The organism is Pacificibacter sp., assembly GCF_039769035.1.
Classification (GTDB): domain Bacteria; phylum Pseudomonadota; class Alphaproteobacteria; order Rhodobacterales; family Rhodobacteraceae; genus Celeribacter.
This window is the reverse complement of sequence record NZ_JBDMZG010000127.1, coordinates 1-14,779: the sequence shown is the minus strand read 5'-3', so window position 1 is coordinate 14,779 and position 14,779 is coordinate 1. Positions and strand designations below refer to the sequence as shown.

Annotated in this window: 14 protein-coding genes and 1 pseudogene; 8 read left to right on the top strand and 7 right to left on the bottom strand. The window is 55.2% G+C overall.

Going from position 1 to position 14,779, the window contains the following annotated elements; all coding sequences use genetic code 11:
• A partial coding sequence (locus tag ABF287_RS11350; RefSeq protein WP_347185120.1) for a crotonase/enoyl-CoA hydratase family protein occupies window positions 1-778 on the bottom strand: 778 nt, incomplete at its 3' end.
• 19 nt (window positions 779-797) lie between these two features.
• Window positions 798-1,565, bottom strand: a complete 768-nt coding sequence (locus tag ABF287_RS11345; protein WP_347185119.1) for an SDR family NAD(P)-dependent oxidoreductase — start codon at window positions 1,563-1,565, stop codon at window positions 798-800.
• A 269-nt stretch (window positions 1,566-1,834) separates the two neighbouring features.
• Here ABF287_RS11345 and ABF287_RS11340 point away from each other — a divergent pair, with 269 nt between their 5' ends.
• From ABF287_RS11340 to ptsP, 6 genes are all read left to right on the top strand, one after another.
• Entirely contained in the window at window positions 1,835-3,148 is a 1,314-nt protein-coding gene (locus tag ABF287_RS11340; RefSeq protein WP_347185118.1) for a glycosyltransferase N-terminal domain-containing protein, read from the top strand.
• 177 nt (window positions 3,149-3,325) lie between these two features.
• The gene (locus tag ABF287_RS11335) at window positions 3,326-3,751 is read left to right on the top strand and encodes an NUDIX hydrolase (protein ID WP_347185117.1); all 426 of its coding nucleotides are present in this window, start codon (window positions 3,326-3,328) and stop codon (window positions 3,749-3,751) included.
• Between the two features lie 99 nt (window positions 3,752-3,850).
• Window positions 3,851-4,339 carry a DUF1178 family protein gene (locus ABF287_RS11330; protein ID WP_347185116.1) on the top strand — a complete coding sequence of 163 codons (489 nt, stop codon included), beginning with the start codon at window positions 3,851-3,853 and terminating at the stop codon, window positions 4,337-4,339.
• Window positions 4,340-4,496: 157 nt separating this feature from the next.
• Entirely contained in the window at window positions 4,497-5,732 is a 1,236-nt protein-coding gene (locus tag ABF287_RS11325; RefSeq protein WP_347185115.1) for an aspartate kinase, read from the top strand.
• 85 nt (window positions 5,733-5,817) lie between these two features.
• Window positions 5,818-6,036, top strand: coding sequence for a DUF6500 family protein (locus tag ABF287_RS11320; RefSeq protein WP_347185114.1), 219 nt, complete (start codon window positions 5,818-5,820; stop codon window positions 6,034-6,036).
• Between the two features lie 270 nt (window positions 6,037-6,306).
• A complete protein-coding gene (ptsP, locus tag ABF287_RS11315) occupies window positions 6,307-8,559 on the top strand; it encodes a phosphoenolpyruvate--protein phosphotransferase (protein WP_347185112.1) in 2,253 nt (750 codons plus the stop codon).
• Window positions 8,560-8,595: 36 nt separating this feature from the next.
• Here the strand turns inward: ptsP and ABF287_RS11310 are convergent, their stop codons facing one another.
• Together ABF287_RS11310 and ABF287_RS11305 are read right to left on the bottom strand one after the other, a co-directional pair.
• Window positions 8,596-9,369: an EcsC family protein gene (locus ABF287_RS11310; protein WP_347185111.1), complete on the bottom strand. Its 774-nt coding sequence runs from the start codon at window positions 9,367-9,369 to the stop codon at window positions 8,596-8,598.
• Window positions 9,370-9,418: 49 nt separating this feature from the next.
• Window positions 9,419-9,910 (bottom strand): N-acetyltransferase, encoded by a 492-nt coding sequence (locus ABF287_RS11305; RefSeq protein WP_347185121.1) that lies wholly within the window; start codon window positions 9,908-9,910, stop codon window positions 9,419-9,421.
• A 154-nt stretch (window positions 9,911-10,064) separates the two neighbouring features.
• Here ABF287_RS11305 and ABF287_RS11300 point away from each other — a divergent pair, with 154 nt between their 5' ends.
• The gene (locus ABF287_RS11300) at window positions 10,065-10,649 is read left to right on the top strand and encodes a flavin reductase family protein (protein WP_347185110.1); all 585 of its coding nucleotides are present in this window, start codon (window positions 10,065-10,067) and stop codon (window positions 10,647-10,649) included.
• Between the two features lie 103 nt (window positions 10,650-10,752).
• Here the strand turns inward: ABF287_RS11300 and ABF287_RS11295 are convergent, their stop codons facing one another.
• From ABF287_RS11295 to ABF287_RS11285, 3 genes are all read right to left on the bottom strand, one after another.
• Complete coding sequence (locus ABF287_RS11295; RefSeq protein WP_347185109.1) at window positions 10,753-12,372, bottom strand: SulP family inorganic anion transporter; 1,620 nt, start codon at window positions 12,370-12,372, stop codon at window positions 10,753-10,755.
• A 222-nt stretch (window positions 12,373-12,594) separates the two neighbouring features.
• Window positions 12,595-13,218, bottom strand: coding sequence for an aminotransferase class IV family protein (locus ABF287_RS11290; protein ID WP_347185108.1), 624 nt, complete (start codon window positions 13,216-13,218; stop codon window positions 12,595-12,597).
• Window positions 13,215-14,360: an aminodeoxychorismate synthase component I gene (locus ABF287_RS11285; RefSeq protein WP_347185107.1), complete on the bottom strand. Its 1,146-nt coding sequence runs from the start codon at window positions 14,358-14,360 to the stop codon at window positions 13,215-13,217. The genes ABF287_RS11290 and ABF287_RS11285 overlap by 4 nt, the downstream gene beginning before the upstream one ends.
• Before the next feature lie 151 nt (window positions 14,361-14,511).
• On the opposite strand from ABF287_RS11285, the pseudogene ABF287_RS11280 reads away from it, so the two are divergent.
• A pseudogene (locus ABF287_RS11280) lies at window positions 14,512-14,779 on the top strand (S-methyl-5'-thioadenosine phosphorylase); the annotation flags it as partial.

Genomic DNA, 14,779 nt, shown 5'->3' with positions numbered 1-14,779 from the left:
GGAAGACCGGTTTGCGTTTTTCCAAAAAGGCGTTCAGCCCCTCTTCTGCGTCATCACTGGTTTGCGACACTGCAGCACAAAGGCTTTCCGTGAACAACCCATCAGCGCGTGGCATGTCAGAAATTCTGCTGATCGCTTGGATCATCATGTAGTTGGACAGGCTCGCATTTTTCGCGATGTCGCCCGCCAGTTTGCGCGCCAAAGGCAAGGCTTCGCCCGCGCCAACACTGTAATGCGTCAAACCAAGTGCAAGGCCTTCGTCGGCATTGTATTTGCGACCCGTCAACATCATCTCGCCCATGCGGTCCGCGCCCAAAATGCGCCCGATACGCACTGTGGCGCCGCCGCCCACGAAAATGCCGCGCATGCCTTCTGGCAATTGGAAAATCGTGCTGTCTTCGGCGATCCGCACATGCGTAGACGCCGCCAATTCAAGCCCGCCACCGATCACAGCGCCGAACATGGCCGACACCACAGGCAAACCAGAGAACTGGATCATATCCATGACGCGGTGCCAATTGCGCGAATGGCGCATCACACCTTCGGCGTTGCGACGCACCGCTTCGGACAGGTCCAAACCAGAACAATAGTGCCCTTCGGCGCCTGTCATAATAACCACGCGCACACCCTCAGGCGGCTTGGCGAAAAAGGCTTCAATTTCGTCCAACAGCTCATCGCACATCGCGTTGCGCTTGCCCGGACGGTTCATCGTCAACGTGGCAATTGGGCCGTCGATTTCAACCAAAAGATATTGGCCTGTTTGTGTGGTGTCAGACATTAGACTTTGGTCTTTCTTATTATTTGATCGGCATGCGTGTGGCAGCGTCCAAACGGACCACTGTGCCATTGAGCATTGAGTTTTCAACGATGCTTGTCACAAGCTTCGCGTATTCTTCGGGGAAGCCCATCCGGTTCGGGAAAGGCACATTCGTCAGGATTTCGGCTTTCACATCAGCCGGCAGGCCTACGCTCATCGCGGTTTCGAACAAGCCCGGCGCGACGGTCATGACCCGAATTCCAAAGCGGGCAAGTTCGCGTGCGGCAGGCAATGTCAGGGACGCAACGCCGCCTTTGGATGCAGAGTATGCCGCTTGGCCGATCTGACCATCTTCGATGGCCACAGACGCCGTATTGATGATCACGCCACGCGCCCCATCGTCGTCCACGGGGTCAAGCTTGGCCATTTCACGCGCGGCAATATTGAGAACTGTGTAGGTGCCAATCAGGTTGATATGCACCGTGCGCACGAAGGAATCGATCGTCAGCGCACCATCGCGCGGCAAAATGCGCCCTGCGGTTCCGATGCCTGCACAAGATGTCACGATAGACGGAGCCGAACCAAACGTCTCAGCAACTTTGGCAAAAGCAGCTTCGACTTGATCCACGTTGGACACATCAGCCGCCACAGCCAGACCACCGATGTCGTCCGCAACCTTTTGTGCCGCCTCAAGCGACAAGTCCAAGACCGCAACACGTGCGCCTTGCTCGGCCAAACGACGCGCGGTGGCTTCGCCCAAGCCGCTGCCTGCTCCAGTGACAAGTGCCACTGCTCCCGTAACTTGCATAGATTCTCTCTCCCAAGTGCACGAAGAATGCGCATCTCAAAATTGTTATGTCAATGAACAATTAACGTAGCAAGTCTTGTTAGCGCCATCACATTCCAAAATTTGTTTATGAACAATAGTTTGCCTGTTCAGCGCAAAAACCACGAAGTGCGCAGCTGTGCCAAATGGCAACGCCACAAGGGATTCGCGAGAGGTAAATCCGCCCTGCCCCTTGCCAAAGGAATGCGGTCCCGCGTAGAGCTATCGCACTTCTTGGGACGGACCAACTTGTGATTATTTATCGCCTCTTTCTTACCATTGTGGCCCCTATCGCCGCGCTCTTTGCTCTACGTCAGGTTCTGCGTGGCAAGGAAACGCTTGCCGATATTCGGGAACGCTTTGGCGCAGGGCTGTCCGCGCTCGCGCCACATTCAGGTCCGACACTTTGGGTTCACGGGGCCTCAAACGGCGAACTGACAGGCGGGCGCGCATTGATCGAAGATGCGCTCAAGCGTGATCCAAACCGCGCCATCATCGTCACCGTCAACAGCGTTTCGGCGCGTAAACTCGTGCGCAGTTGGGGCATGGAGCGTGTCACAGTTCGGCTGGCCCCGCTGGATTACCACGCCTGCGTGAAGGCCTTCATCGCCCAGACCCAGCCCGAAGCCTTGCTGACGATTGAAAACGAAATCTGGCCGAACAGATTCGTCGCCTGCGCGCAGCGCGGCATTCCTGTTTTGGTGGTGGGCGCGCGGATGTCGCAAAAGACGCTGCGGTTTTGGCAAAAGAATGCGGCCTTGCTGAAGGGCGTTTCGCAGCACACCCTTGCGGCGATCTCAGCCCTCGCCCCGCAAGACCAAGCCTCGCAAGATCGCTATGTTACCTTGGGCCTGTCGCCTGAACGCATTTTGCCGATGTTCAATCTGAAAAGCGGTGTCGAAATGAAAGCAAGCGCGCCTGCGAAGGCCGCGCAACTGCCCGACAGCTTTCAAAGGTCAATGACCGTGCTTGCAGCTTCAACCCATGAAGGCGAAGACGACAGCATTCTGGACGGGTTTGCTCGGGCCCGCGCCGCGCACCCAGACCTGAAACTGATCCTTGCCCCACGCCACCCCGTGCGCGCCGCAGACATTTGCGCCTTGGCACGCGCACGCGATCTTAACGTCGCACAACGCAGCACGGGCGCATCCGCGGCACAGGCCGACGTATATGTCGCCGACACACTTGGCGAAATGCCACTGTGGTACGAAGTCTCTGGCTATACCTTTGTCGGTGGGTCTTTGGTGGACAACGGCGGGCATACCCCGTTTGAACCTGCGCAATTCGGATCGGTCATTTTACACGGGCCTTATGTGTCAAATCACAACGACGCCTATGAAGCGCTGCACGCCGCAGATGCTGCTCTGCGCATCACCACGCCGCAAGAGTTTGGACAGGCGCTCGATACCCTTTTGCGCAGCCCAGACAAGGCCCAACAAATGACCCAAAATGGCGCTGCGGCACTCGACGGTCTGCGCACATCGAAAGCGGCAACAGCGGCCTTTTGGGATGCCCTCGACACAGCCATTGCGACAGAAAATCGCGCATCCGCGCCTGCCCTCTAACGCAGCCACCGCGATAGCATGCTTCAAATGGCATCATATTGGTTTTTTTAGAAAACCTTTGGATTTGCGCGCTCATTTTGCTACCCTGTGGAAAAGACTTCAAAGAATGATGGAGCTACTGAGGTGAACGCAGTGCGGACCAAGCAACGCCCAATGCGCCTTATGGGTGCAACAAAAATGGGTGTTCGGACTCAATTCGGGGCGCTGTGTTGGCGTATTCGCAAAGATCGCGTTCAAGTGTTGCTGGTGCAAACCCGCCGCCGCAAACGGTGGATTGTGCCCAAAGGCTGGCCAATGGAAGGACAAACCCCCGCCAAAGCCGCCGCGACAGAAGCTTATGAAGAAGCAGGCATTGTTGGAAAAGTGGCCCCCATTTGTATTGGGCTGTACCACTATACAAAGTTTCCACGCTCAAAAGACGGCCCCGTGCCGTGTATGGTCGCTGTGTTTCCGATGAAGGCCGAAAAGATACTCAAAGACTACCCAGAGCGCGGCCAACGCAAGCGCAAATGGGTGTCGACCAAAAAAGCGGCAGAAATGGCGAGCGAGCCGGAACTCGCTCAAATTTTACGTCATTTTGATCCGCGTTTGATGCGACTTTAATAACCTTATGGGGTTACAAAACGTTTACATAGGCACGGGACGCGCCTAAAACGCTTGCCAAAGCGTGAATGTATTCATCTGAAACGAACGGTTGGAAAAATGATCCGATACATGCTCAAATGTTGCGACGGACACAGCTTTGAAAGCTGGTTTAAATCTGCCTCGGCTTTCGAAGCTTTGCAGGCTGATGGCCGGTTGTCTTGCCCACATTGCGGCGTGGATGACGTTCACAAATCATTGATGGCACCTCAGGTTAGCACGGCCCGCAAGGCGCTCGACGCAGCAGATCAAGACAGCGCGCCGCAAGCGGCACCGGAGCAACCCAAAGCAATTGCACCCACACAAGATGCAACGCCGGACACGGCCCCAGATCCAGAAGCGGCGCTGGCCGCCATGCGCGATCATCTTGAGCAAAACGCCGATTATGTCGGCGCGGATTTCACCAAACAGGCGCGTGACATGAACAACGGCGATACGCCTGCGCGCTCCATTTATGGTGAAGCCAAAGCGGAAGATGCCAAGGCGCTGATCGAAGAAGGCGTGCCCGTCTTGCCATTGCCGTTCTTGCCGAAACGTAAGCTCAACTGACCTAGTTTCGGCGCCATTTCTGCGCCAAGTCGGATAAATCCAGCGTGAACGTGAAAATTCGCGACCCATTGGCCATTCTGGCGCTGGCCTCTCTTGCACTTTGCCCAAATGCCCCCTAGGACACCTTGATCATTCTAGACGGGGGAGAAGGGCCAAAATGCCAGTTCTCGTAATGAAATTCGGCGGCACATCAGTCGCCACACTCGACCGCATCAAACGTGCGGCCAAACGTGTTAGCCGCGAAGTTGCCAATGGCAATGACGTGATCGTTGTTGTGTCCGCCATGTCTGGCGAAACCAATAAGCTTGTTGGCCTTGTCAACGAAACCTCACCCATGTTCGATGCGCGCGAATACGACGCCATTGTGTCTTCTGGTGAGAACGTGACTGCGGGCTTGATGGCTTTGACGTTGCAAGAGATGGATATCCCTGCGCGCAGCTGGCAAGGGTGGCAAGTGCCGCTGAAAACCAGCTCTGCCCACGGGGCCGCGCGGATTGACGAAATCCCAACAGACAACATCAACGAAAAGTTCGGTGAAGGCATGAAAGTGGCTGTCGTGGCTGGTTTCCAAGGCATCTCAGCCGAGGGCCGTATCACCACGCTGGGTCGTGGTGGGTCTGACACCACAGCCGTGGCTTTTGCCGCTGCTTTTGATGCGATCCGCTGTGACATCTACACCGATGTGGACGGGGTTTACACAACTGACCCACGCATCACTGACAAAGCCCGCAAGATGGAAAAGGTCTCGTTTGAAGAGATGTTGGAACTTGCGTCTTTGGGTGCGAAGGTTTTGCAAACCCGTTCTGTTGAATTGGCCATGCGCTATCGTGTTAAACTGCGCGTGCTATCGTCTTTTGAAGAATATGACCCAAATGCTGGCACATTGATCTGTGCCGAGGAGGATATCGTGGAAAACAATGTAGTCTCCGGCGTCGCGGCCTCACGCGAAGAAGCCAAAATGACGCTCGTCTCTGTGGCCGACCGCCCAGGCATCGCCGCCGCGATCTTTGGCCCACTGGCGGAAGCTGGCGTGAACGTCGATATGATCATTCAGAACATTTCAGAAGAGGGTCGCACCGATATGACCTTCTCGTGCCCTGTCGATCAGGTGGCACGCGCTGAGGCTGCGATGGCCGCCACGAAAGAGCGCGGCGAAGTGAATTACCAGTCTTTGGTTTCTGACACGGATGTTGCGAAAATCTCTTTGGTTGGCATCGGCATGCGGTCGCAATCTGGTGTGGCTGCGAAGATGTTCAAAACGCTGTCTGACGAAGGCATCAACATCAAAGTTATCGCCACATCTGAAATCAAAGTGTCTGTGTTGGTGGATCGCAAATACACCGAGCTGGCCGTGCAAGCCTTGCACGACGCTTTCGAGCTTGAAAAAGTTTAAAAACACCCCTTTGGGAATGTTTGGAACATGTAAGCCTTTCGCCCAAATTGTGGGCGGAAGGCTTTCTTTTTGCGAAGGCAGGATCATGCGCGACAGTCTAAGACATAAAATCGCATCCGTTTGTGATGCAAAAATCGCCGCCAAAGGCACAGGGGTTGGTCTGTCGTTTTACGCCTTTTTCGCCAATAAGAATGACGACCCAGAGCTGTTGATGGAAGCGGCGACATGGTGGATTCAGACGCATAGGCTTGATCACTTTGAGAAAGCGGTGAAAATCCGGTCGATGATCGACGCAAACCTATAGAGCATTCGCCCTTTGTTATGTCGCACCGTTTCCCGCGATTTTCTGGCGAAAGCTTTACGCGCAAACAGGAAACAAGGTGCGGCGGAACGCTGCACGTGCAGCATTTATTTTACGCAAGCGCAGCACCAAGATGCAGAAATATTTGCACTTTTTCTTAGCAGGTCCAGAGTTTCTGGGGCTTGGGCAGTTGATTTTCTATGGGCAAAGCCCCCATCTATGCTCTAAAGACATAAGCGTCCACGTAGGGCTGATTAGGGACACGCAAGACACATGACGAACCGCCACGAAAGCGAAAGCCGTAAGCTGCTTGGTCGTCTCAGAGACACCTTGGCCGAAGATGGCGCAGGCCAAGAGCGCCTGAACCGGATCACGCATCTCATTGCGGATTCGATGCAGACCGAAGTGTGTTCGATCTATTTGTTCCGTGACAGTGAAACCCTTGAACTTTGTGCAACCGAAGGCCTAAACGCCGAAGCGGTTCACATCACGCGCTTGCGTATTGGTGAAGGTCTTGTGGGGCGCGTTGCGAAGTTTAAGCGGATGATTAACACCGCTGATGCCCCTTCGGCCAAAGGGTTCCGCTACATGCCGGAAACGGGCGAGGAAATCTATTCGTCCTTTTTAGGCCTTCCAATTCAACGACTTGGCGACACGCTTGGTGTTTTGGTCGTTCAATCGAAAGAGGCGCGACAGTTTTCAGAGGACGAGCTTTACGCCCTCGAAGTTGTGGCGATGGTTCTGGCCGAAATGACCGAACTGGGCGCCTTTATTGGCGAAGAATCCGCTTTGGGCGCGCTGCACCAAAACCCCGTGCTGTTTCGCGGCACGAAAGGTCAAGAAGGCGTCGCAGAAGGCAACGTTTATCTGCATGAGCCGCGCGTGGTTGTGACCAACCCCGTGGCAGACGATCCCGACGCCGAATTGGTCCGCCTGCGAGACGCGGTCAATGCGTTGCGCGTGTCGGTTGATGAAATGCTGTCTGTGGTCGACAGCAAAGAAAAAGATCAGCGCGAAGTGCTGGAAGCCTACCGCATGTTCGCCAATTCGCGCAGCTGGATGCGTCGGATGGAAGAAGACATCAGCCGCGGTCTGTCTGCTGAAGCCGCTGTTGAGAAAGAACAATCCACGGCACGCACCCGACTGTCGAGCGTGCCTGATGCCTACTTGCGCGAACGCCTGCACGACCTTGATGATTTATCAAACAGATTGCTGCGCATTTTGACAGGCCAAGGGTCTGATACAGGCGCAGAGATGCCCGAAAACCCTATCCTCATTGCGCGAAACATCGGTCCAGCTGAGTTGCTCGACTACGGCAAATCACTGCGCGGCATTGTTTTGGAGCAAGGATCCGTGGGGTCGCATGCTGCCATTGTTGCGCGCGCGCTGGCCATTCCCCTGGTCATTCACGCCGAGAAAATCACCACTGAAGCGCTCAATGGTGACGCGATTTTGGTGGATGGTGAACAAGGCGTGGTCCATCTACGCCCAGAAGACAGCGTTGCCGCCGCCTTTCGCGACAAGATCGCAATGCAAGACCAAGCGAGCAAAGCCTATGCTGATTTGGTCGACAAAAAGGCGACTACGCCTTGTGGCAAGACCATCGCTTTAAACATGAACGCGGGTCTCATGGCAGACCTGCCCTCCCTGATTTCTTCAGGGGCCGAAGGGGTTGGACTGTTTCGCACCGAGCTGCAATTCTTGATCCGCAACTCTGTTCCGCGTCGCGGCGAGCTTGCGACCCTGTACAGCAGCGTGATGGACGCTGCCCGTGGCAAGCGCGTGACCTTTCGCACGCTCGATATCGGGTCTGACAAAGTCCTGCCTTACATGAAGCCCCAAGATGAACCCAACCCAGCCATGGGGTGGCGGGCGATCCGTGTGGGGCTTGATAAGCGCGGCGTGATGCGCATGCAGCTGCAAGCCCTGATACGTGCCTGTGCGGGCCGCCCATTGACCGTTATGTTTCCTTTTGTGGCCCAGTTCGAAGAGTTTCGCGCCGCACGTGCCATGCTCGATGCTGAATTGGCGAATGAAAAACGGCTTGGCCACGTGTTGCCCATGTCCGTCGATGTGGGCGCGATGCTGGAAACGCCCTCTTTGGCATTTGCACCGGATCAGTTTTTCATTGAGACGGATTTCATTTCCATCGGCGGCAATGACTTGAAGCAATTCTTCTTTGCCGCAGACCGCGAAAACGAACGCGTGCGTCGCCGTTATGATACGCTGAATGTCTCGTTTTTGACATTCATTCGCCAAATCGTCGCCCGCTGCGATGCGCATAATACGCCTGTGTCGTTTTGTGGCGAAGATGCTGGGCGACCACTTGAAGCCATTTGCTTCGCGGCTATGGGCCTTAAATCATTGTCGATGCGCCCCGCCTCTATCGGTCCGGTGAAGCACGTGTTGCGTCAGGTGAATTTGGACGATGTGGCGGCCATAATTGATGCGGCTGCAGACAACGGCGAGCAAACTGTGCGCAGCACCGTGGCGGCATACTTGGAAGAACAAGGCATCACCTTTTAACGCGTAAATGCGTTCTAGGTGCTGCATCCGTGCAGGTTACCCTGCCATCTCGACCCGCAGCATCTCTTTCAATGTGTCGAAACTTTCGCCACTGTCTTCAGCCAACCGCATCATGCCAAATGTGACATGCGCCATATCTTGATAGTAGGCGGTGTAGACATAGTTGGTGGCAGCCCCCGCAACAGCGCCCAAAATAGGCACGGCCTGCGTCGCAAGTTTTTGCCCCAACACGACCGACAAGCGCGGGGCAACGCGTGCAAGTATGCCATTGATCGTGGCCCCCGTCAGAGACGTGCGTGCCGCCAAGAACCCAAGGTCAGCACCATCATCGTCTTCCAAAGGGCCTGCAGCGGCAAAGACGTTGATGCAAGCCTTGCGCACGTCTTCGCGTTCGGGGTCAAATCCATGTTCTTTGGCCACCGCTTGGATCGCATGCAGCAACACCGTTGTCGTCACAGGCAGCTCTGCTAGGGCCGTGGGCAAACCGCCTGCGCCGCCGACTGCACCAAGGCTCGAAGACACAGCCTTGGACAACCAGCCGCCGCCCTCAAACCCGTTTTGCCGCGACCGCGTGGCCCCGTTAAATGCCAGCTCAAGCGCCGACAATGTCGCTGTTTCAAGCTGTGTACGAACAGGTTTGGGCAGTCTGCTAAACAGCCCATCCGCAGTGCCGCCAACCATATTTAGGATCTGCATGCCAGCATTGTTGGCACGTTTCAAACGGGCCGCAAGCGCACGAATGGCTTCGGGCGTGGGCGCCTGCAAGACAGCCACATCGCCATCATACAACATCGGAGGTTTTTGTTTCATGCCCCCAATGTGGGGAAGCACTTGGTGTTTGCCAAGGGGCAAGATCAGATCAAGTGATGCGCTGGACCTGTCCTGAAACCGCATCCCAAGCGCCGTCTTGCAAAGCGACACCGAGCACACGATCGGGGTTTGTCGGAGGGGGCATCTGAACATCGTCGAGCTTTTTAAACCCAAAGCGGCGATAATAGGGTTCATCCCCCACCAGCATCACACGCGCCCATCCGAGCGCCTTCGCGCGCTCCATACTGTCTTGCATCACCAGCCCGCCCAAGCCCTCGCCTTGACGCGTCGGGTGCACAGCAATCGGACCAAGCAACAAAGATAGCTTTTTCTGAGGACCAATATGCACAGGCCAATACCGAATGGCTGCAGAAACAATGCCCAATTCGTCGCGCGCCACCAAACACAGATCTGCGACTTTCAAAACGCCGTCGCGCAAACGATAAGACGACAGGGCCTCACGCCCTGGCGCAAAACACGTGTCATAGAGGGCCTCGACCTCCCACATGTCGTTTGCGTTTTCGACCTCAAGTTTGTACACGCCCGCCCCTTGTCCACGTAGCATTGCATCCGAAGCGCCCTTGGATTGCGCCCGATGTCATATTTCGCTCGAATTTTTGCTACCACGGCACTAGGTAAGGGGCAACGCATCACGCGCGCCAATTCGCGCCCGCACATCGACAAAGAGACTTGCAATGTTTTATCGCCCAGAAAATGGCCACGGCCTACCGCACAATCCGTTTAACGCCATTGTGGCACCGCGCCCTATTGCATGGGTCTCTTCGAGATCAGCTGACGGCATCGACAACCTCGCGCCCTACTCATTCTTCAACGCCGTCGCCTATGTGCCGCCTCAAGTGATGTTTTCATCTTCTGGCACCAAAGACAGCCTGAGCAACATCAAAGACACCGGCGTTTTCGCCATCAATCTGGTGGGCCGCGCCTTGGCGGATGTGATGAACAAATCGTCAAAACATGTGCCTGCGGATGTGGATGAATTTGCTTATGCAGGCATCACCAAGACCGATTGCGATACCATCAATTGCCCTCGCGTTTTGGACGCGCCCGCCACGCTTGAATGCAAAGTGACGCAAATCGTGCAGCTTGCAGGCGATGACAACCACATGGTGATCGGCGAAGTCACAGGTGTGCACATGCGCGATGATTGCATCGTTGATGGGCGTTTTGACGTAGTAGCCGCGCAACTGTTGTCACGCCTTGGCTACCGCGACTACGCGCAAGTGACTGATCTGTTTGAACTCACCCGCCCTGATGATTGATTTTGAGCCCAAAGTTACAAAACAAAAACCGCACGTCTTGTAAAAAGGGCCCCCAACTGGAGGCCCTTTCGCAATTCTAAGTGTTTGTCGTCAGGTCGAAAACCTAGTGACCGCCAGACAAAATGCCCGTGCGTACGGTGTAGTCCGTGGCCACCTCGTAATCAGGATCATCATCACTATCAACGATCAAGTGACCCGCTTTTGACAGCAAACGGTGGCAATCATGGCTCAAGTGGCGCAGCTGAATTTCCTTACCAGCCGCCTCATACTTCAGCGCAATACCTTCAATCGCGTTCAATGCCGATTGGTCGGCCACACGGCTGTCTGCGAAATCCACAATCACGGTGGATGGGTCATTTGCCACGTCGAACAACTCACCAAATCCTTCTGCGGATCCAAAGAACAACGGGCCTTGGATGGCATACACTTTGGCGCCTTCAGGTGTCTCGGATGTCTTGGCGTGAATGCGTGACGCGTTCTGCCATGCATAGGCAAGCGCCGACACGATCACACCCACAACCACCGCAATCGCGAGGTCTTCGAGCACGGTCACCACGGTTACCAAAACGATCACAAAAGCGTCGATACGTGGCACTTTGCGCATCACTTTGAACGAGTTCCAAGCAAACGTCCCGATCACCACCATAAACATCACGCCCACGAGTGCTGCCAATGGAATGGTCTCGATCAGGGGCGAGGCAACCATGATAAAGATCAGCAAAAAGATCGCCGCAGAAAAGCCTGACAAACGCGTGCGCCCGCCTGATTTCACGTTGATCATCGATTGCCCAATCATCGCACAGCCGCCCATGCCGCCAAAGAAGCCTGTCACAACATTGGACACGCCTTGCGCCACACATTCTTGCGACACGCCTCCGCGTTCGCCTTTGATCTCACCCACAAGGTTCAGCGTCAAAAGGCTCTCGATCAGGCCGATTGCGGCCAAAATCAATGCGTAAGGCAAGATCACAGACATCACTTCGAAGAACTGGCCAGAGCTTTCAAACATCGGCACCATCGGAATGTGGAATTTCGGGAAACCGCCCTCGATAGAGGCCAAATCACCCACGCGTGGCACTGGAATGTCGAACACAATCACGACCACAGCCGTGATCAAAATCCCCGCCAAAGGCGCTGGGATAATGTTGGTAACCTTCGGCAAGCCCCAAACCACAGCCATGGTCAACGCCACAAGCGCCAGCATCAAGGCCAACGTGCCAGTCGGCATCCAAACCATGTGCCCTGCTGCATCTGCGACCTTAAACTGCGTCATCTGCGCGAGGAAAATCACGATCGCCAAACCGTTCACAAAGCCCAGCATCACAGGATGCGGCACAAGGCGAATGAATTTCCCAAGCCGGAATACCCCCGCCAAAATCTGCAAAATCCCCATCAAGACGACAGTGGCAAACAGATACTCAACACCGTGATCGGCAACCAAAGCCACCATCACAACCGCGAGCGCCCCTGTTGCACCTGAAATCATGCCTGGACGCCCACCAATCAAGGAGGTCACAAGACCCACCAGAAAAGCGGCGTAAAGACCGACCAGCGGGTGCACCCCAGCCACGAAAGCAAAGGCCACAGCCTCTGGCACCAAGGCCAAAGCCACCGTCAAACCAGACAAAACGTCTGTCTTGGCCTGCATCGGTGTCAGCCGTGTGTTGCCGGAATTCGGCAATGATAATTTCTCCGCAAAAGCGGCGAGCGTCGATTGTGTCACGGGAGTTCCCCAAATGTAAGATTGTACCTTTGCCGCGCACATAACACAGGTTTTCCCAAGTGTCACACACACTCCGCGTGCTGGCACGGGTTTCGCCTATAATATGTTGCTATATTGCTCGACTGACGTGCAGCCCACCACATTGAAGACAGCACAGGCTGAGCTTTGCACAGAGACAGCCCGAATTCGATGCGCGAAATGTTACCACACAGACTATTGGCGTTATTCGGCAAGAGTGGCGCGGATTAGCCCGCGCAATGAGTTTCCACAGAATATCGCCTCTGCACTTTCCAAATCCGGCAAGGTCAGCACGGCCTCAACCGCGCGGCCTGAGTCCAGCAGCTCTGCGCGCAGTACACCGGGCAAGAGGCCAGAGGCCAGCGGCGGCGTCACAAGCGTTTCGCCCTGTTGCACAAACAGATTGGTGATCGTGCCCTCGCAGACCTCGCCCCGTTCGTTCAGGAAAATCAGCTCATCAATGCCCTCGGGCAGCCCCAAACGGGCTTGATCATACAGCGCACGGTTGGTGGTTTTATGCCCGAGCCACATATCAGAACTGTTCAACCGCCGCGCCGCAATCGCAAAACGCCACTGATCCGCCGTGGCGGCTAGCGGCCAGTGCTCCAAAGCGCCTTGCCCCTCGCGGTCCACGGTCAAACGCAACCGCAGATCATGCGCCGTGTTCACACCATCTATCAGTTCCCGAAGCTGCGCCTGCGGGAACAAAATCCCCAGAGCCGCACAAGTGCCAGCCATACGCGCAAGGTGACGATCCAAACGTACAGCGCCCGTCTTGACCGACCAGCCAAGCGTCTCAATCACGCGGAATTCTGGGGCGAATGTCATAGCTGCGCAAACTCCGTTTTGAGCAAGGCCTCATTGTACTCGGATTCAGCTTGGCTGTCATAAACCAACCCGCCGCCAACATTCAGATGGCCCGATGAGGCCCCATTTTCAAACACCAACGTGCGAATGGCGACGTTGAATTCGGAACTGCCATCAGGCGCGATCCATCCAATGGCACCACAATAGGCCCCACGCGGCGCTCGCTCCAATTCGTCAATGATTTCCATCGCGCGAATTTTCGGCGCACCTGTGATGGACCCACAAGGAAACAACGCTTTGCACTGGTCGGCGAAATCCACATCAGCCAACATCTGCGCCGTAACGGTGGAGGTCATCTGATAAACGGTCTTATAAGCTTCAATGTCGAAGAGCTTGGGCACTTTGACAGACCCGATTTCACTGATCCGCGACACATCATTGCGCAAAAGATCAACGATCATCAGGTTTTCGGCTTGGTCTTTGATCGAAGCCGCCAACCACGTTTTGGCTTCGGCATCTTTGATCGGATCATCATTACGCGCCACTGTGCCCTTCATCGGTCGCACAGTGATTTTCCCCGCCGCATCTGTTTTAAAAAACAACTCAGGCGACCGCGACAACAGCGTGTGATGGTCGGTTTCAATCAACGCGCCGTAAGGCACAGGCTGACGGGCGCGCAAAGCATCATACAACTGTCGCGGCGTGGCATCACTGTGAACATCAACGGGAAAGGTCAAATTCACTTGATAACAATCGCCCGCCTCGATGTAGGATTTGGCGCGATCAAACGCAGCTTTATAGCGGTCCAATCCCCAACGTGGAGACAACTTTGTTTGCACTTTTTCTACATTTTGGGGTGTATTTACGACCTTTGGAGCCTCATAAACACCAAATTCCAACAATGGCAGATCTCGACCGTCGCGCAGCAGTGGGTGCAAGACCGGATCAAGAAGCAACCCCAGTTCGTAGGACATATACCCCGCGATCCAATACCCATCGGCCCTTGCTTGCGCGATCGCCGCAAAGGCAGCGGGCAGCTCATCCGCTTTGCGCGCACAGATCATCGAGGACGGAGCTTCAAACACCGACCCTTGCGCCACATCACCAACAAGAGCGCTCTGAGATGCCCCCGCAAGAGGGCCTGTATCAAACTGTATACGCATCAAAACCTGCTTATTTTCCGCGCTTTTATTGTGTTTCATCCGATGACGCCAGCCTTCAACGCAGATATGGGCGACGACAAGCGCATTCTCTCTTTTCGCCGCTGAATTAAGCGCCTAAGCTTTAGTCAAATGCACAATTTGAGAGGTCTCGATGGAACGAATGATTGGCGTAATAGGCGGCTCTGGTGTCTATGAAATTGATGGGCTTGAAAATGCGACTTGGCAAACCGTCGATAGCCCTTGGGGCGACGCGTCTGATCAGATCCTCACTGGGACTTTGGACGGTGTGAAAATGGCATTTTTACCGCGTCATGGGCGCGGGCATGTGCATACGCCAACGACAGTTCCGTATCGTGCCAACATAGACGCGCTGAAACGTCTTGGGGTAACGGATATTTTGTCTGTTTCCGCCTGCGGGT

Coding starts and splice junctions, on each gene's coding strand:
- ABF287_RS11345 (WP_347185119.1), bottom strand. CDS start 1,565: ATGCAAGTTACGGGAGCAGTGGCACTTGTCACTGGAGCAGGCAGCGGC.
- ABF287_RS11335 (WP_347185117.1), top strand. CDS start 3,326: ATGGGTGTTCGGACTCAATTCGGGGCGCTGTGTTGGCGTATTCGCAAA.
- ABF287_RS11330 (WP_347185116.1), top strand. CDS start 3,851: ATGATCCGATACATGCTCAAATGTTGCGACGGACACAGCTTTGAAAGC.
- ABF287_RS11325 (WP_347185115.1), top strand. CDS start 4,497: ATGCCAGTTCTCGTAATGAAATTCGGCGGCACATCAGTCGCCACACTC.
- ABF287_RS11320 (WP_347185114.1), top strand. CDS start 5,818: ATGCGCGACAGTCTAAGACATAAAATCGCATCCGTTTGTGATGCAAAA.
- ptsP (WP_347185112.1), top strand. CDS start 6,307: ATGACGAACCGCCACGAAAGCGAAAGCCGTAAGCTGCTTGGTCGTCTC.
- ABF287_RS11310 (WP_347185111.1), bottom strand. CDS start 9,369: ATGAAACAAAAACCTCCGATGTTGTATGATGGCGATGTGGCTGTCTTG.
- ABF287_RS11300 (WP_347185110.1), top strand. CDS start 10,065: ATGTTTTATCGCCCAGAAAATGGCCACGGCCTACCGCACAATCCGTTT.
- ABF287_RS11290 (WP_347185108.1), bottom strand. CDS start 13,218: ATGACATTCGCCCCAGAATTCCGCGTGATTGAGACGCTTGGCTGGTCG.
- ABF287_RS11285 (WP_347185107.1), bottom strand. CDS start 14,360: ATGCGTATACAGTTTGATACAGGCCCTCTTGCGGGGGCATCTCAGAGC.